A 16,854-nucleotide genomic window follows, 5' to 3' on the forward strand; every position below is an offset into this window, starting at 1 on the left:
TAAATCTATAAGCAACGCGACCCCAAAGAGCCCTCACTCAACTCAAGGAGCATTTCGATGGCAAAATATGTATTGGCCCTTGATCAGGGAACGACATCCAGCCGATCCATTTTGTTTAATCATCAAGGTCAAATTGAAGCGAGTTCACAACAGGAGTTCGAGCAGATCTTTCCCTCGCCAGGGCTCGTGGAACATAATCCGGAGGCCATTTGGGATTCGCAGTTGAAAACGGCGCAGACTGTGATTCAGCAGTCAGGGGCAGTTCCTGCGGAGATCGCCGCGATTGGGATTACCAATCAGCGGGAAACAATTGTGCTCTGGGATCGTGAGACAGGGAAGCCCGTTTCGAATGCGATCGTCTGGCAGAGTCGCCTGACGGCTGATCGTTGTGATCAACTCAAAGCAGAAGGGTATGAGAAGTTATTCCGCGAGAAAACAGGGCTGGTACTCGATGCGTATTTTTCCGGCAGCAAAATTGAGTATCTGTTGAATGAGATCGAAGGGCTGAGGGAGCAGGCCAATGCGGGCAAGATTCTGTTCGGGACAATCGATACCTTTTTGATCTGGCGCCTGACGGGGGGCAAAGTGCACGTCACTGATCCCAGTAATGCCTGCCGTACATTGCTCTATAATATTCATACGCATGAGTGGGATGATGAGCTGCTGAAGGTTTTCAACATTCCCCGCTGTATGCTGCCCGAAGTTAAAGACTCCAGTGAAGTCTACGGCGAGACAACGCCTGATCTGTTTGGAGAACCAATCAAAATAGCGGGGATCGCCGGCGACCAGCAGGCGGCCACGTTCGGCCAGGGATGCTTTGAGCAGGGAGCCGCCAAAAACACTTATGGAACCGGCTGTTTCATGTTGATGAATACAGGCGATCAACCCATCCCCTCTGAGTCGGGACTGCTCACTACCATCGGCTGGCGTATTAATGGGAAGGTCACATACTGTCTCGAGGGGTCCGTCTTTATTGCAGGAGCCGCCATACAGTGGCTGCGTGACGGGTTGCAGATCATCAAGTCTTCTGAGGAAATCGAGGAGCTGGCCTCCCGGGTTGAAGATTCAGGCGATGTTTTCTTTGTGCCCGCTTTTGTTGGTTTGGGGGCTCCTTACTGGAATCAAAATGGACGTGGTACATTGATTGGTTTAACGCGTGGGTCGACGAAGGAGCATGTTGCACGAGCGGTTCTGGAATCATTGGCTTATCAAAGCTGTGATGTCTTACATGCGATGGAGCAGGACTCAAAGATCAAGTTGAAAACACTTAAAGTTGATGGCGGTGCCGCGGCGAATAATCTGCTCATGCAGTTCCAGTCAGATATGTTGGATGTTCCCGTTCAACGGCCGGTTGTGCATGAAACAACGGCTTTGGGAGCTGCCTATCTGGCGGGGCTGGCGGTTGGGTTCTGGAAGGATCAGGATGAAGTTACCAAGAACTGGGCCCTCGATAACGAATTCCATCCAGCAATGGAGTCGGGGAAACGCGACCATTTGTACCAGCGTTGGAAGAAAGCTGTCGGGAGAGCAATGGACTGGGCGTAGAGGATGTGCCTTTTGAGTGGTCTTCAGGTTGATGGCAGGTCTGGTTAAGTGTTTTTAGTAGGAAGACGCGCCAGGTTTTGATCTGTTCCAATGATTAAAATAATATCTGATTCTTGAATCTGATAATCAGGGTGAGGCACACAGTCGGTGGTATAGACTTTGCCGGTTTTTTTCTCGACCTCTTCCGAATTACGTTTTCGGATCGCAACAACATTGACCGAGTATTTGGAACGCAGGGAAAGCTCGGTCAAGTTTTTACCCACAAAATCACTGGGGGTTAAAAGTTCAATCATTGTATATCCGTCACCGACCTGCAGGTAATCTTCCAGATGCGGGTTGGCTAGTAAACGGGCCAGGTGGGCACCCGCCTGGACTTCAGGTTGAATGACTTCAGTCGCGCCAATTTGAGTGAAAATCTCAGCATGAAACTCAGACTGTGCGCGACAGATGATTTTGGGAACGCCCAGCTTTTTGAGGATGACTGTGACGAGTAACGCTGCTTCAAAGTTTTCGCCGATCGAAATGACACAGGCGTCTACTTTGTCAATTTCCTGGCTCTTTAAAGCGAGTTCGTCTGTCGCATTCAGGCGGACTGCGATAGCGACATCATCTTTAACTTCGTTGACCAGCTTGTCAGAATGGTCAATCGCGATGACTTCGACTCCACTGGTTCCCAGTCGTTTGGCCAGTTCAGTTCCAAAGCGTCCTAATCCGATTACCGCTACTTTAATCACTGGATGATCTCTCCCGCACAAAATAAAATATCTGTCATCTAAATAAATTCGCGCTCACTTAAATTAGGGCTACCCCAGGGTCACACTTTCTTCCGGGTAACTGTACCTGTATGACGGCCCGCGGTTGGTCAGTGCTATCAGGGCAGTCAGTGGGCCCACTCTTCCAATAAACATTGTGAGTATAATGACCCAACGGGAAGGGGGGGATAAATCGGCAGTAATTCCTGTGGAAACGCCTACAGTGGCAAAAGCGCTTGTGGTTTCAAACAGGTGATCCAGGAAGATATCTTGCCGGTTTTCAAACATCACTACGAGCAGTGTCGATGTCATCAGAACCAGAATACCAAGCGAAATAATGGTCAACGAGCGGTTGATTAAAGCATTGGGAATCGTGCGGCCCATGATTTCAACATGATCTCGTCCCTTAAGAAGTGACCAGACCGAAAGCACGGCGAGCGCACAGACGACTGTTTTTACACCGCCACCTGTTGAACCAGGAGAGGCTCCGATAAACATCAGCAAAATAGCGAACAGTTTGGAGTGCGGTTGATATTCTGCTAAATCAACAGTGTTAAAACCTGCGGTCCTGAAGGTGACAGATTGAAACCATGCGGCATTGAGCTGTTCCCAGGCAGAAACGTCTTTTTGCTGATGAATGGATTCCAGCAGAAATATCCCGAGCGTGCCTCCGACCAAGAGGAAGAGTGTCGACAGAGAAACAAGCCGCGATGAGACAGTGAGTCTCACCTTTTGGGTGGGATGATTAAATAATGGTTTGCGTATCGAAAAATTTGAGAAGTGTGTGATGCCATAAATCAAAAAGTTATAATTTACGGCAAACCCCAGCCCACCAATAATGATCAAAACAGGCATCACTCCCCAGACCTGCCAGTGGTGTCCCATATTAAGCAAATTGTCATCCATCAGACTAAACCCGGCATTACAATACCCGCTGATCGAATGGAACAGGCTGTGGTAGAGACGATCTTGCCAGGGGAGTTCCGGCCAAAGTCCTGTCAGAAAAAATGCGCCAGCAAGTTCTGTGAAAATGGTGATCCCCAGAATCCCCAACAGGAGTCGTTTAACGTCTCCTCGTTGATGAGATTCCAGCATCTCACTGAATGTAACACTTTCGCGAATCTGCATGGTTCGTCCAAATGCAGCAGCGAAGAAGGCACCAAACGTTAGAATCCCCAGGCCACCAATCTGAAACAGAAACATGATGATGGTATGGCCGGTTCGGGTCCAGTAAGATCCGGTGGGAACCACGATCAGTCCCGTGACACAACTGGCACTGGTGGATGTAAACAAAGCAACCAGAAAAGGGGCCGTTTCAGTTGAATTGTCAGTCGTATCTTGAACTCGGGCCGAGGGGAACATCAGCAGGATGGTCCCGAGACTAATCAATATCAGAAAGGAAGCGACAACGATCAAGGCCGGGTTCCAACCGCGGGAAGAAACACGCCGAATTAAAATAATCGTTTCATACAGGCTTCGCAGGATAATACAAAATTCGGAAACCCCTAGAATCAATTCCAGGCGCCCCGGAGCGTCATCGGGAAGCAGGTCGTGAAAAATTAGAATGGCAACGCTTGAAAGAAGCCACAGGCCTGAGGTGATTATATAAGCCAGATATTGCTTAACAAATTCTTTTCGGGAGAGATGCCAGATATAGCGGATCGTCAGGCTCAATGTGAAATAGACCATTGCGATCACAATGGTGCAACCTAATTCCCAATGAACGATGGTGGTAATCTTCAGCAGGCCATGTAGAATAACAGTGGCAACCAGCCCGATGATCAACGCAATGATTTCCATACGTCGGAGTACACGACTCCGCCGAGGGTGGTGCGTTTGAAACTGAAAACGGCTTGGAAGGTGTGACAACGTCATAAGAATTAAGCTGTAACAAAATTTGAGTTTATGAAAACCTGTTCAGACTTTATCAGCACTATAGTGCAATTGAAGCAGTGAGAAAATGGTACGCGATTTTATTTCCGAAAGTTTGACCCATGATCCGATTCACGGATATATCCCGTTTACTTCAAAAACGGGGATGCCTGATGATGAAGTTTCGGAACAGGAAATTATTGATCATCCCTGGGTCCAGCGACTGAGGCACATTCACCAGCTGCAGACAGCATGGTGGGTCTTCCCGTCGGCTGAGCATATGCGGTTCCAGCATGTTCTGGGGGCAATGCATTTAGCGTCCGTTTCCATTAATGCCTGGTATGACTCTCTGAACAGTGCCTGCCGGAATGTTCCTTCCCTGCCTTATGTAGAGAGTCTGGTGAGGCTGGCAGCGTTGTTGCATGATGTCGGCCATGGGCCTTTTGGACATTTTTTTGACGACCATTATCTGGACCAGTTTGACCTGACTCATGAAGATATTGGCGCCCATATTATAGAGCATGAGCTAGGCGATTTGATTCGGGGGATTCGACGAAATCCGAACGGTCGCTTGAATCCTCTTGAAGAACTGGATCCCAAACAGATTGGCTGGCTGATTCGTCGACCCGCGAGTGACTCCGAGAGCGAGCAGGGCAATCCAGACTGGCTTTGTAAATTGCGGTCCATGTTCAGCGGTATCTACACTGTCGATAATATGGATTTCGTATTACGCGATGCCTATATGTCGGGCTATAACATCCGGGCCGTCGATGTTTCCCGCTTGATCCATTACAGCTTTTTTACATCGGAAGGTTTAACGATTCACGGGCGGGGGCTGCCGGCTTTAGTCAATTTTATTGAAACCCGGGCGAATTTATTTCGCACGATTTACTACCATCGCACCGTTCGTGCGCTCGATTTGGCGCTTGAAGAAATCTTTCCAGAAACGATGCGGCATCTGTTTCACGGAAATCCTCTGGAGAAACTGGATGACTATCAGGGTTTTACCGAATCCTCGTTCTTGGTCGATGTGGGCCGATTCCAGAAAAGTGATGATCCCGAGGTCAAAAAACTGGGGCAAAGCTGGCAGGGTCTCCTTTCCCGGAATGTGGAATGGAAAATGGCCTGCGAACGGTCGATCAACTTTCATTCAGGATCCGCCGTTCATACATCCATTTTTTCTGAGCCCGATCTGGTGGAGAAACGGGTCCGTGCCAAGCTACCTGCTGAGTTAAAGCAGGTTCCCCTCCGGATTGATGTGGCCAGGCACTATCACCGACCCAGTGGCAGGCTTCCGGCAGGAGGTCAGAATTTTCTTCTGGACCCAGGTACCGGGAAGTCACAGGAGCTCAGCGATGATGAATTGTTTCGTGCATTACCGGTCAGTTTTTTGATTTTCCGAATCTATACTCGGGACCATCTGCATGATTCTGAAATGACCAATGCTTTGAACGCAGCGTTAGGTGAAGTCTCGGATTCGAAAACAAATATGTAATGCGTATTTCTGAGCTAGTATTAGCCAGACGATGAACAAAAATACGGATAGATACACTTTAGCTAAGTGCCAATGAGCTCTCTGTTCTTGAGTCGTTTTCCCCTGTTTTGTTATGAAACAGGGAAGACGGTAGTCCTGTTATGTCGGTCGTGTCGGCAGAGAAAAATCCATGCAGCTGTTTTTCAGTCAACGTCGATAAGAAAAGCATGATCGACTTTGAATTAGAACAGATGATGGAAAACCCTGAATGGTGTCTCGTATTGAACCATTACAGAGAGTCGCAGCTTCAGGCTAAAAAGCGTGATCCCGAGTTTGACGGATGGATCATTCGCCAGAATGAGGTAGAAGGTGTTGTCTTGGAACACCTCCCTCGAATTCATGGCAAATTGATCGCCTTTGACTTGTTGAAGTTCCAGATTTCCGGCCGGGATTCAGGGGTATTTTATCAAGTCGCTCGGATGGGGGAAAAGATGCTTCCCAAGTTACAGAAAATGCTGAAGTGTCAAAGTGATTCCGAGCAGCCGGAATCAGATACTTCCTATGCAAAATCTGCATGAACTGTTGGCTCTGAAGGGCATAAAACAGTCATAACCCATACGATCGATACAAAAAATAAACGGCCCGATTGCACAAGGCAATGGGCCGTTTCAATTTATCAGATCTAGCTCCTGACAGTCATACTCAAGGTATGATCCGTCAGATTCGGCTCAGTTCACTATGCTTTTTTAGGAGCTGGTGCTGGAGCTTTCTTTGGAGGAGCTGGTGCTTCTTCTACTTTGGGAGTAGCTGGCTTAGCGTGTGAATCTGATCCACAGCTTGAGCAAGGTGAAGCGGGGCAGCATTTTGGAGCTGGTGCACAGCATTTAGGAGCTGGTGCACAGCACTTTGGTGCTGGAGCGGGGCAGCATTTTGGAGCTGGCTTGCAGCAACGTACGCGAACTGGCTTGCAGCAACGAACGCGACGAACTGGTTTGCAGCAACGAACTTTTTCTTCTTTGCAGCAACGAACTTTGACTGGCTTGCAGCAACGTTCACGTTTTGGCTTGCAGCAACGAACGCGTTCTGGCTTGCAGCAACGGTTCAGCAATCCGGCTTCTGTGTCAGAGACACTGAAAGATGCAGAGATCAAAGTCAGTGCAGCAATCATTGAGAGTGTGACAGCTTTTCGAATCATGGTGTACTCCTCAGATTCTTTAAATAAAAGTGGTTCCACTACCGCTGAAAAATAAGCTCATTTTCCAACGATGTCCCTAAGCCTACGCACTTAGGGAAAACAGGTCTGTTTTTCTGGCTTGGTAAGTTTTACCGGTTACAGCAAATACGCTGGCTACAATACCAGAACGGATTACGTTGTCAAAGTAAAGAGAATACGAAAAATGAAGTTTCTCTAAAAATCCTCAGTTTCCTCAAGTATTGCTGATTGGCCATTTTTCGTTCATTATTGCGATCCACAACTAGGATAGCATTCGATCAGTTTTAGAGCATCTGTTCCTATCAAAAGCCGGAATTCAATCTTAATATACGGAAACGAGACTCGAATACGGTCGATTCAAGCTGTCAGAATCGTGATTCTCAATTCGGGTACCACTTTCAGCCAATTTCCTTGCAACAGTTCAGCCTGGGCAGTAAAACCAAGTTGATTCAACAAAAGTCCTTCCCAATAGTGTTTGGTTTAATAGATCGTTGTGTGAATTTGCCATCTTTAAAATCTTCAACCAGTCAATCAGAGCATCAGCGGCTCTGGAAATGTAGGGATCAGTCCATCTCCTTAGGCCGTATGCCGCTCCTGATGGGAATTCTGAATGTGACTCCCGATAGTTTTTCCGATGGCGGCGAAGCAATCAATCTTGATTCCGCCGTGTACAAAGGGCTGCAACTTGTCAAAAATGGTGCCGACATTCTTGATATTGGAGGGGAATCCACTCGTCCAGGGGCAGAACTGGTCTCTGTTGAGGAAGAATTACAAAGAGTCATTCCCGCGATCGAGGCGTTATCAACACAAACACACGTCCCCATTTCCATTGATACCACAAAAGCAGAAGTGGCCCGGCAGGCGATTCAAGCCGGTGCTGTCATCATCAATGATATTTCCGGTCTCACTTTTGATCCGGCGATGATTCCCCTGGCGGCAGAAACAAAGGCCGGCGTGATCTGTATGCACATTCTGGGAACGCCACAAACCATGCAGGACCATCCCGAATATGAGGATGTTGTCTCCGATTTGAAAACATGGTTCGGGGAACGTATTCAAACTTTGCTCTCTTCCGGAATTGAACCCGAGCGGATCGTCATTGATCCCGGCGTAGGATTTGGAAAAACCGCCGAGCATAATCTGGAAATACTCTCGCACATTGAGGAATTCAAAGATCTGGGGTATCCCGTGCTGATCGGGCATTCCCGCAAACGGTTCTTATCAAAACTACTCGGTCGTTCTGTGGAAGAACGTCTGGCTGGCACAGTCGGCGTATCCATTGCATTGGCCGATCAATCCGTCGATATTTTACGTCTGCATGATGTGGCGGCCAATCGAGATGCACTCTCTGCCTGGCAAGCCGTTTCAGAGCGCGTATTATAATACTGTTCCATAGCTGTTTATTATAAAAAGATTCAAAAGGCGTCCGTAACCGCTTTCTGAATCAAAAACTTGAGGAATGATCATGAAAACAAATCGCATTTATCTTTCAGTGACACTGGCCTTGCTCTGTTTCGTTTCCCAGAACGGATTGGCAGCGGAAAAGCAAAAACACGATTATGATCGCTGGGAAAAATCAATTTCTCAGTTTGAAAAGCAGGATCAGAAACAGGGCATCAAGAAAAATGGGGTCCTGTTTGCAGGAAGTTCCAGTGTTCGATTGTGGGATCTGGACAAATACTTTCCCGAACTGAAAGCAATCAATCGCGGCTTTGGTGGATCGGAAATCGTCGATTCCACTCACTTTGCAGACCGCATCATTTTAAAGCATGAACCGAAACTAATCTTCCTGTACGCTGGCGATAACGATCTCTCGCGGAAAAAATCTCCCGAAGAAGTTGCTTCAGACTTCCAAAAATTCGTGGCGACCGTTCATAAAACGCTTCCCCAAACGAAAATTGTCTTCATCGCTGTGAAACCCAGCCTCAAACGCTGGAATCTGGCGGAGACCATCAAAAAAGCAAATCAACTGATCGCCGACCAGTGCGCCAATAATTGCCTGCTGGAGTATGCCGACGTCTGGAAACCCATGTTGGGAGCCGATGGCAAGCCGCGACCGGAACTGTTCAAGTCCGATGGTTTGCACTTAAATCATGCAGGCTATCTTGTCTGGGGAAAAGCAGTTCAGCCGTTTTTGGATCAGAAATAAGACATTTGCAATTGCGCCAGCGATCTTAGAGCGTTTTTACCGGCAACTCGTGGGAACTGAGAAACTGATTCAGTTCTCCACGGGTAAAAATGCCGGCCGTCGCACCGGTGGCACGGACACAGCTGTGTCCCAATGCAGAACCAAACCGCAGGCATTCTTCAGGGCTGGCACCTTCCAGCAATCCGTGAATAAAACCGGCGACAAACGCGTCACCGCTGCCCGTTCCATCGACCAGATTCACCGGATACACTTCAGAATGAATCGTCTTCTGGTCATCGATCAGGATACTTCCCTCGCTCCCACAGGTGATAATCACTGTCTTCGCCCCGGCTGCTTTGAAGGCCCGCGCTTGTGCAATCGGGTCGGATTCTCCCGTAATCAATTCCCCTTCATCATTATTGGGAAGAAAATAATCACTTAAAGGCAGCACTGGTTTGAGCATTTTCCAATAGTCATCCGGCCGGGGAGTCACCACGTCCAGCACCGTCGTCACTCCAGCATCTTTCGCAATCCGGAACATCTTAGCCACATTGTCCGGCGATAATTCTTCCGACAGACAATAGCCACCCAGATATAGAATTCGACTCGACCTGATTTGTTCTTCCGTGACGGTTTCTCCGGTGAACAGCGAATTCGCAGCCACAGAATGAATGAACCGCCGGTCTTCTCCCTGAACGTTGATCACAAACGAGCCACTGGTCGGAAGCTGATCTGATTTCATCAGATACTCACAGTGAACGCCCGATTGAATCAGGCTTTCTTCGACAAACCGACCAAACACGTCCTGCCCCACAATGCCTGCGATCGCTACCTGCCGCTCCAGTCTCGCTAAGTCTGCAGCCACATTGGACGCACAGCCACCTGTGGTCAGCTCCATCTCATCTGTCAGTATCAGTTCTCCCGGCTTGGGCATATGATCGATGGCTTTGCAGACATGGTCCGCAACAATGATACCCGCACATAAACAATCATATTGGGGAGACGGCATTCGAGGCACCTTCCTATCTCGTCGAAATCAGGTCAGATCAATCCAGACTGATCATTATGGGCGAGTTCAGGTGGAGTTCAACGCCTAGCTGGAATGAAGATGCACAGATTTTGTGTTCTGCTCTTTGTCGGCAGGTTTAGATGACAGCACAGTCTGGGCGTCAGTTTCTACCAGATCGGCTTCCGGGCTCCGTTTTTGAAAGTGCATCACCAGCCGGAGCATAATCGGATACGTCGCCAGCGAGAAAAATGTCGCCACCACAAGAGATCCAATAATGAGCGGGGAGCCGACTTCCAGCAAGAGCTGCTTCACCGTTTCCCACCAGCCGCTGAACCCTTCAAATTCAAGGATCCGGGCGAAATCACTTTGAGTCATCGAACCACCCACATAGTAGGTGCCAATTTTATAATCGAACCAGTAAATGGGAACGATCGTCAGCGGGTTCGAAATATAAACCGTAATCAGCGAAGCAATCTGATTAAATCGAAACAAAGGACGCGTCAGAAACGCAAAACAGATCACCATCAGCATTTGGATGCCAACCGTCGGCGTCAGAGCGATAAACATCCCGATCGCCGTACCCAATGCGATTGAGTGTGCACTGTCATCCAGCATCAAAATCGAACGCAGAAGCATTCGAGGGCTGCTATTCCAGGCTAATTTAGAAGACGACATAACGGCAATTCAACAGGCTGATTCAGGGAAACCAATATAGAAGATTGTTCACATCACTTTAACGACGATTCGGATAAATTTATCGGCTCATTCCCGGTAAAATTCTTCCACTTTATGGAATTATTGGTCTAGAGCGATAATGCTGCCTCGGACAACTCTTTTAATCAATGTAATTATAAGGAATGCAACCAGCGGCAATCGTACAAATTCATTATTTCTCCAAACCAGTCTCTATTCTAGTTAAGATATTTCACCTTAATCAACTGAAATTACCAGTCTGTCTGGATCTGGAACGGGAAAAAAATCGTAAATACCAGTCCTGATTCCGCGGGATCCTCCACAGAAAAAGATGTACATTTTGCAAGAATCGTCCTGATTTTTCAGAGAGTTTTTCGTTCCAACCCTGAAATTTGTATTAAGGTTATGTATGCTCTGTAACAGATTTTGATGAATTCTTCTTGCTCTCTATTGATACTACATAATCAGTGTTTTTCAGGACTTACTGAAATCGCGGATGACTGGAATTGAACAATGGTAGAAAACCTGGATATTTTTGAGGTCGAACAGGCCGCCCCCAATCTGGTCGTCGTTCCCCAGGGTTCAGCCATCCAATTTCAGTACAGCAATGTTCAGGTGGAATCCAATAAAGTGCTGAGACTGTTCGATTCACCAGAAGTGAAAAATGTGATCATTGACTTGTCCCAAGTCGATTACCTCGACTCCATTATCATCGGGGCGATTATTCGTCTCCTGCAGCGTGCGAAGCAAACCGGCGGGCATGCCGTCTTCTGTAATGCCTGCGATAACATGCAGAACATCCTCAAGTGCATCAAGGTCGGCACCCTTTGGCCTTTATACGATTCCCGGGAAGAAGCGCTCGCCGCGTTGTCCGAGAATTCCTGATCTTCGATCTCCTTCCTGAAAAATGAGTCTGGAATGCTACCGTTTACTGCCGACGATCTAAAAGCAATTCAGACGGAAACGTTCATCGAACATCTCGACTACTTCGAAAGTCTGGCCTCCACCAACACCTGGGCCCTCAATACCCTCTCTCCTGTCGTAAACAAAAATCCAACGCGTGGCATCAACTTGCCTCGTCTGGTCCTCACCGGAAGACAGACAGCAGGCCGAGGCCGAGGCAGTAATGCCTGGTGGGCCCCTGAAGGAGGCTTAACATTCTCCCTCGTCGTCGATGTCAGCCAGATTCTAATTCCCTTCGAACAGCAACCCCTGATCGCATTAGCCACCGGACTCGCCGTCTGCGAAACACTCGAAAAATACCTCCCCGAATATACCCTGCAATTAAAATGGCCCAATGATGTTTACCTGCAGAGCAAAAAAGTCTCCGGCATTCTCGTCGAAACCGACGCCAGTCAACCGGGGCTCGTTGTTATCGGCGTCGGCGTCAATTTGAATAACTCCTTCCTCTCCGCTGAGGATGCTCTGCAATCTGTGGGAACTTCACTCTACGAAACCACCCGCCAGAAATATTCGCTGGCAACCACACTCATCGATCTAATCAACGGCATAGAAAATCGACTCTATGATGTCGCTGATGAGAAAAACGAATTCATGTCGGCCTGGCGACAGTACTGCCTGTTGACCGGCAAAACGATCCGAATTAATACGGGGCGCGAGTCGAAACAAGGAGAATGTCTTGAAGTCGACGATCAGGGCTTTCTGATTTTGCAAACCGAAACAGGCATCGAACGCATCATCAGTGGCTCCATCGAACATTTTTGATTGAATATATTTTGCTTGAATATAGTTAACTATGAAAAAACTACTCATCTACCCCGCCATCGATTCCACAAGACTCGCCCGCATTCAGGAAGTCTCCGACCAACTGACAGTCTATAATATCTCGGAGCTTCCCGAAGCACTCACCGAAATCAAAGACGCCGACGCCTTCTTCGGAAAAATCACGCCCGAACTGCTCGCCGCGGCTGAAAGTTTGCAGTGGATTCAGTCCCCTACCGCCAGTCTCGAACATTATGTATTTCCTGAACTCGTCGATCATCCCTGCCAGCTCACCAACATGCGCGGCTTATTTTATGATGTCATCGCCGATCACGTGATGGGTTTCGTCATCTGCTTTGCCCGCAATCTGCATCGCTACATCCGCCAGCAAACCGAATCGAACTGGCAACCGATCGGCGGTCAAGCTGGCAAACCCAATTTTGTCACCGGACCGGGACAAGTCAGCGAAGTCGATCGCAGTCATCAGCATCTCTCCGATTGCACACTGGGTGTCGTCGGAGCCGGCAGCATTGGCGCGGAGATCTGCCGCCGCGCCGCCGCGTTTGGGATGAAAGTCTGCGCCGTCGATCCCATCGCTACCGAAGTCCCCGGCGTTGTGGAGGAAGTCTGGAACGTCGACCGCTTGAACGATCTCTTAACCATCAGCGACTTCGTCGTCATCGCCGCCCCGCACACGCCACAAACCGAAAAACTGTTTCGCACCGCGCAGTTCCAGCAAATGAAGTCGTCGTCGTACCTAATCAACATCGGCCGCGGCGCGATTGTCGATCTCCAGGATTTAACCGCCGCGTTACAAAACGGCGAGATCGCCGGCGCCGGGCTGGATGTGTTCGAAATCGAACCGCTGCCGGCTGAGCACCCACTCTGGCAAATGGAAAACGTGATCATCACCCCCCACATCGCAGCAGCCTCGACCCGCGTCCCCGAACGCCATCTCGAAACATTTTTGGAAAACCTCCGTTGTTTCCTCGCCAACAAACCATTCCTGACCCTTGTTGACAAACAAAACTGGTTCTGAAGCAGCACTGGTTCTAAAACAACACTGTTGATTTGGGAACGCACACTGCTAAAAACGCCCTTGACGTGAACCCGGCGTTGCTTATTTTATCTGAAGTTGTGTGTCGCGCGCGTGAGCACTGCTGGTTCAGGTGAAGAAGTGAAACCCGTTTCAAACCCACCTGACAAAAACCGCTTGTTTCAGAGCGATTTTTCAAAATGAAACTCGATTCTATTGTGCGCGTCGACACATATCCGCGCATTCCCAACATCACCCAGCCCACTCCCCACACCATCCAGCACATTCTCAACCACCGTCCGCCCCCACATAAAACCCCCTTTCCTCTTGACCCCACCCCGCCCCTAACGAGAATCTTTTTCACAAACATGATTTTAACTCCCATCCACTGGGTCGGCCCGGATGCACAAACGGGCCGACCGCCGCGAGCGTGAAATTGACAGTAGAACGAAACAAAACAGAGGAAACACAAATCTCAGTAAAGTCTCGCAGTAATGAAAAAACACAAACTGGAACGAAAGCATTTTCTGTCAGTTTCCTGTTGTCTTCGACAACCCCGAATTACATTCGGGGCTACCCGGCACAATTAATTTCCATTCCAGAGCTACATTTCAATAAGTGTTGTAGTAGGGGCTGACCCATGTGTCAGCCCGCCAGTAACCAACGCACCAGTCAGAGCACACGTTGATAACAGATCCAATCTCCCAATAAACTGAGCGGCAAAGCGCTAGCTGCCGTTTACGAACATAGTGAATCATTCACCCGATTTTACCCAACAGACTCTCAACCACAGAGATGAACAATGTTAAGCTGTCAGATAGAATGAGGAACAAAGCCATTGGTTCGTGCTTTTCGTGGTAGAATAAAACAGAAACGAAACCCACACCCACTGAGCGGAGCGGCGCGAGCCGCCGTTTACGAACGATCAGACAACACACCAACCAGGAGTAACCAGTGCAACAACCCATCATCGGCTATCACAAAGACGAAGACGGCCACTGGGTCGCACAACTCAACTGCGGACACAATCAACACGTCCGCCACGATCCCCCCTTGATGGCCCGCGAGTGGGTCACCACCCAAGCCGGTCGCGACTCCATGTTAGGCCATCAACTCAACTGCAAAAAATGCAACGAAAACGCCCCGCCAGATGATCGACCCTGAAGCGCCCACTTTCTGTGAGCAGTCTGGCTTTGCTATTGTCGATACGGAGATCATAATCAGGAACGGCTGCGATCATGAATGTCGTGAATCGAAGTCGCCTGTTACTTCTTGTCTTTCAAATCATTACTCTTCTGTTGAGGTGACGTTTTCACTGCCTCAGGCTCAATCGTAAACTTTATTTGCTTGATATCCATGAGAGAGAGGCTGCTCTCTGGAGAAAGCTTAACAAATAGCATGGCGGTTAACAGATACTTACCGGGAACCATAGAGCCGCTACGACCAAGAGACACTTCTGCCACAGCGGGTTGCCCTTTGTGAATTCTCAACACAGGCTTACCAAAGTCCGTCCAGACATGTCCCGTCACTGAGTCTTCGCAAGAGAGAGCCATAACGACGGGAATTGACATGTCCGCCTTCGAAATGGGAAACTCGGGCCAATCAAATAGGGCATGAAAGGAAACTTCTTGGATTTTGGAAGCTTTGGTGATGTCCCCTGCAACTGGAGTCAGTTTATCGATAGATGCTTCGATACGACCATTCTCAGTCTTTAAAGAGTCTGGTTTATTGTTTTTTTGCAAAGAAAGTTTGTCTTTTCCAATCTGGTAAGCGACTCGTGCAACGAGTTGATAGGTATGCAGATCTTTTTTACTGGTCCCCGTTTGCCTTTGTTTTACTTTTTCTTCAGCAACAGCACTGGAAACCAGAACGCTCAAAAACAGTAAAGCGATTAATTGGCAAGAGTAAATCGACAGAAGGTTCCGTTGAGTCATGGTATCACTCCTATGAGAGCAGATTCCTCTTGTGGGTCGCTCACCAGCGACTCAAGGGGAGAATAGCCAGGCGGGAAAATGTAATTTTTTGCATGCTTTGTTTCCCGTATTAGATCAACTTATATCAGAATCAGTTGGATTCTGATAAATTTTATTTTATTTGACGGCTCAAAAACACAAAGGTTTTCGTGCTTTTCCTGTTTTTCATGGTAGTAAAAAAATGACCGAGATTCGACTTCAATTCCCGGTCCGGTTATCATGACTTTTCTAAAGCCACCTCAAAGAAAATTTTTCACGAGAGCAATATGACGATACATCACAGCTACATCAAAACACTTTGGTTTCTCTGTTTAATACTCGTCAGTTCTCTACTCCCAGCACAGACAGCAGAAAAATCGCAAGGCTTTCGTGAGCTACAGCGCTTCGCAGCGAAGGAAGCCCATCAGGCGGTGGCCGTTGATCACGATTTCTTTTATGCCATTTCCAGTCGAGAGATTGCCCGCTATCAAAAAACGGATGGTACACAACTCAAAACATGGACGGGCCCCAAAGGCTCTCACATTCGTCATCTGAATAGCGGTGTTGTGATTGACGGCAAACTGTATTGTGCTCATTCGAACTGGCCCGCGAGTCCGCTGAAGAACACGGTAGAAATCTTCGAAGCGAAGACGCTGAAACATTTGGAGACGCTGAAGTTTCCTGATACTGAGGGCGCCATTAACTGGATTGATCGACGGCAGGGCCAATGGTGGATCGCCTTTGCCTTTTACGGCGAGTTGGAAAACGTCCGCAAGACCCGCCTCGTGCGGTACAACGATCACTGGCAGCCGGAGGCAACGTTTACGTTTCCCGTTTCCGTCCTGAAACGCTTCCTCCCCAACAGCAATTCCGGCGGCGCCTGGGGCCCCGATGGCCGACTCTACACAACGGGCCACGATCACGGCGAACTCTATGTTTTAGAAGTACCGAAAACAGAGGGCGTACTCAATCACGTCACCACCCTGCCCGCCCCCCTCACCGGTCAAGGCATCGCCTGGGATCAAAGCCAGCCCGGCACACTCTACGGCATCAACCGCCGCAAAAAACAAGTCATCAAAATGCAACGTCCGACTGCACAGAAACCAGAGTAAACTCACCCATTGTGAGCGGGTCGGCGCCAGCCGCCGGTGGTGTGTTGGGTTGTTGCATCAAAAACGGTGGCTAGCGCCATTCCGCTCAGAAAAATCTGCTATCTAGCATTCGCTAGTGGAGCAAGCTCTGAATGGTTCCATGAAAAATGAAAGGTTTCAAGGATCGAAAATCACTCCGAACAAAAACTTTTCGTGTTTTTTCGTGACTTTCGTGGTAGTAAATCTGTCAACAGTTCAAGGCTTGAATAAATTGCGAAGGAGTAAGGGCAACCCACCAACTGTGAGCGGTACGGCGCTAGCCTAATGGCACTTACTTTAGAAAATCATTGTAACCCACGGCAGACTG

The 16,854-nt window shown here is 48.6% G+C and carries 16 protein-coding genes; 11 read left to right on the forward strand and 5 right to left on the reverse strand.

The genetic code is table 11. The annotated features are described in order from the left end of the window. Nucleotides 1–57 precede the first annotated feature (57 nt). Nucleotides 58–1,545, forward strand: coding sequence for a glycerol kinase GlpK (gene glpK, locus AAC022_RS12730; RefSeq protein ID WP_339731443.1), 1,488 nt, complete (start codon nucleotides 58–60; stop codon nucleotides 1,543–1,545). 44 nt (nucleotides 1,546–1,589) lie between these two features. Here the strand turns inward: glpK and AAC022_RS12735 are convergent, their stop codons facing one another. Next, nucleotides 1,590–2,279, reverse strand: a complete 690-nt coding sequence (locus AAC022_RS12735; RefSeq protein WP_339731445.1) for a TrkA family potassium uptake protein — start codon at nucleotides 2,277–2,279, stop codon at nucleotides 1,590–1,592. 69 nt (nucleotides 2,280–2,348) lie between these two features. Further along, complete coding sequence (locus AAC022_RS12740; RefSeq protein ID WP_339731447.1) at nucleotides 2,349–4,172, reverse strand: potassium transporter TrkG; 1,824 nt, start codon at nucleotides 4,170–4,172, stop codon at nucleotides 2,349–2,351. 85 nt (nucleotides 4,173–4,257) lie between these two features. Here AAC022_RS12740 and AAC022_RS12745 point away from each other — a divergent pair, with 85 nt between their 5' ends. From AAC022_RS12745 to AAC022_RS12765, 5 genes are all read left to right on the forward strand, one after another. Beyond that, a complete protein-coding gene (locus AAC022_RS12745; RefSeq protein ID WP_339731449.1) occupies nucleotides 4,258–5,664 on the forward strand; it encodes an HD domain-containing protein in 1,407 nt (468 codons plus the stop codon). Between the two features lie 206 nt (nucleotides 5,665–5,870). Beyond that, a complete protein-coding gene (locus AAC022_RS12750) occupies nucleotides 5,871–6,221 on the forward strand; it encodes a hypothetical protein (RefSeq protein WP_339731451.1) in 351 nt (116 codons plus the stop codon). A gap of 219 nt (nucleotides 6,222–6,440) precedes the next feature. Continuing rightward, a complete protein-coding gene (locus AAC022_RS12755) occupies nucleotides 6,441–6,893 on the forward strand; it encodes a hypothetical protein (protein WP_339731453.1) in 453 nt (150 codons plus the stop codon). 458 nt (nucleotides 6,894–7,351) lie between these two features. Further along, nucleotides 7,352–8,239 (forward strand): dihydropteroate synthase, encoded by an 888-nt coding sequence (gene folP, locus AAC022_RS12760; RefSeq protein ID WP_339731455.1) that lies wholly within the window; start codon nucleotides 7,352–7,354, stop codon nucleotides 8,237–8,239. Between the two features lie 82 nt (nucleotides 8,240–8,321). Continuing rightward, nucleotides 8,322–9,005, forward strand: a complete 684-nt coding sequence (locus tag AAC022_RS12765; protein ID WP_339731457.1) for an SGNH/GDSL hydrolase family protein — start codon at nucleotides 8,322–8,324, stop codon at nucleotides 9,003–9,005. A 25-nt stretch (nucleotides 9,006–9,030) separates the two neighbouring features. Here the strand turns inward: AAC022_RS12765 and AAC022_RS12770 are convergent, their stop codons facing one another. Both AAC022_RS12770 and AAC022_RS12775 read right to left on the reverse strand, forming a co-directional pair. Continuing rightward, the gene (locus tag AAC022_RS12770; RefSeq protein WP_339731459.1) at nucleotides 9,031–9,993 is read right to left on the reverse strand and encodes a carbohydrate kinase family protein; all 963 of its coding nucleotides are present in this window, start codon (nucleotides 9,991–9,993) and stop codon (nucleotides 9,031–9,033) included. A gap of 84 nt (nucleotides 9,994–10,077) precedes the next feature. After that, the gene (locus tag AAC022_RS12775) at nucleotides 10,078–10,629 is read right to left on the reverse strand and encodes a DUF2062 domain-containing protein (protein WP_339731461.1); all 552 of its coding nucleotides are present in this window, start codon (nucleotides 10,627–10,629) and stop codon (nucleotides 10,078–10,080) included. 570 nt (nucleotides 10,630–11,199) lie between these two features. Between AAC022_RS12775 and AAC022_RS12780 the strand changes: the two genes are divergently transcribed. The 4 genes from AAC022_RS12780 (at nucleotide 11,200) to AAC022_RS12795 (ending at nucleotide 14,608) form a co-directional block, all read left to right on the forward strand. Beyond that, nucleotides 11,200–11,571 (forward strand): STAS domain-containing protein, encoded by a 372-nt coding sequence (locus tag AAC022_RS12780; protein ID WP_339731463.1) that lies wholly within the window; start codon nucleotides 11,200–11,202, stop codon nucleotides 11,569–11,571. Between the two features lie 33 nt (nucleotides 11,572–11,604). Next, a complete protein-coding gene (locus AAC022_RS12785) occupies nucleotides 11,605–12,411 on the forward strand; it encodes a biotin--[acetyl-CoA-carboxylase] ligase (RefSeq protein ID WP_339731465.1) in 807 nt (268 codons plus the stop codon). 31 nt (nucleotides 12,412–12,442) lie between these two features. Beyond that, nucleotides 12,443–13,447: a D-2-hydroxyacid dehydrogenase gene (locus tag AAC022_RS12790; protein WP_339731467.1), complete on the forward strand. Its 1,005-nt coding sequence runs from the start codon at nucleotides 12,443–12,445 to the stop codon at nucleotides 13,445–13,447. Nucleotides 13,448–14,398: 951 nt separating this feature from the next. Further along, a complete protein-coding gene (locus AAC022_RS12795) occupies nucleotides 14,399–14,608 on the forward strand; it encodes a DUF3565 domain-containing protein (protein WP_339731469.1) in 210 nt (69 codons plus the stop codon). A 101-nt stretch (nucleotides 14,609–14,709) separates the two neighbouring features. Here AAC022_RS12795 and AAC022_RS12800 read toward each other — a convergent pair whose 3' ends face one another. Next, complete coding sequence (locus AAC022_RS12800) at nucleotides 14,710–15,378, reverse strand: hypothetical protein (RefSeq protein ID WP_339731471.1); 669 nt, start codon at nucleotides 15,376–15,378, stop codon at nucleotides 14,710–14,712. A gap of 305 nt (nucleotides 15,379–15,683) precedes the next feature. Here AAC022_RS12800 and AAC022_RS12805 point away from each other — a divergent pair, with 305 nt between their 5' ends. Beyond that, complete coding sequence (locus AAC022_RS12805; RefSeq protein WP_339731473.1) at nucleotides 15,684–16,508, forward strand: hypothetical protein; 825 nt, start codon at nucleotides 15,684–15,686, stop codon at nucleotides 16,506–16,508. The last annotated feature ends 346 nt before the right edge of the window (nucleotides 16,509–16,854 follow it).

This window comes from uncultured Gimesia sp., from assembly GCF_963976445.1.
Lineage (GTDB): Bacteria > Planctomycetota > Planctomycetia > Planctomycetales > Planctomycetaceae > Gimesia.

What these genes read in the sequence shown, in the direction of transcription:
- AAC022_RS12805 (WP_339731473.1), top strand. Translation starts at nt 15,684, where the DNA reads ATGACGATACATCACAGCTACATCAAAACACTTTGGTTTCTCTGTTTA.
- AAC022_RS12800 (WP_339731471.1), bottom strand. Translation starts at nt 15,378, where the DNA reads ATGACTCAACGGAACCTTCTGTCGATTTACTCTTGCCAATTAATCGCT.
- AAC022_RS12790 (WP_339731467.1), top strand. Translation starts at nt 12,443, where the DNA reads ATGAAAAAACTACTCATCTACCCCGCCATCGATTCCACAAGACTCGCC.
- AAC022_RS12780 (WP_339731463.1), top strand. Translation starts at nt 11,200, where the DNA reads ATGGTAGAAAACCTGGATATTTTTGAGGTCGAACAGGCCGCCCCCAAT.
- AAC022_RS12750 (WP_339731451.1), top strand. Translation starts at nt 5,871, where the DNA reads ATGATCGACTTTGAATTAGAACAGATGATGGAAAACCCTGAATGGTGT.
- AAC022_RS12765 (WP_339731457.1), top strand. Translation starts at nt 8,322, where the DNA reads ATGAAAACAAATCGCATTTATCTTTCAGTGACACTGGCCTTGCTCTGT.
- AAC022_RS12745 (WP_339731449.1), top strand. Translation starts at nt 4,258, where the DNA reads ATGGTACGCGATTTTATTTCCGAAAGTTTGACCCATGATCCGATTCAC.
- AAC022_RS12775 (WP_339731461.1), bottom strand. Translation starts at nt 10,629, where the DNA reads ATGCTTCTGCGTTCGATTTTGATGCTGGATGACAGTGCACACTCAATC.
- AAC022_RS12785 (WP_339731465.1), top strand. Translation starts at nt 11,605, where the DNA reads ATGCTACCGTTTACTGCCGACGATCTAAAAGCAATTCAGACGGAAACG.
- glpK (WP_339731443.1), top strand. Translation starts at nt 58, where the DNA reads ATGGCAAAATATGTATTGGCCCTTGATCAGGGAACGACATCCAGCCGA.
- AAC022_RS12770 (WP_339731459.1), bottom strand. Translation starts at nt 9,993, where the DNA reads ATGCCGTCTCCCCAATATGATTGTTTATGTGCGGGTATCATTGTTGCG.
- AAC022_RS12740 (WP_339731447.1), bottom strand. Translation starts at nt 4,172, where the DNA reads ATGACGTTGTCACACCTTCCAAGCCGTTTTCAGTTTCAAACGCACCAC.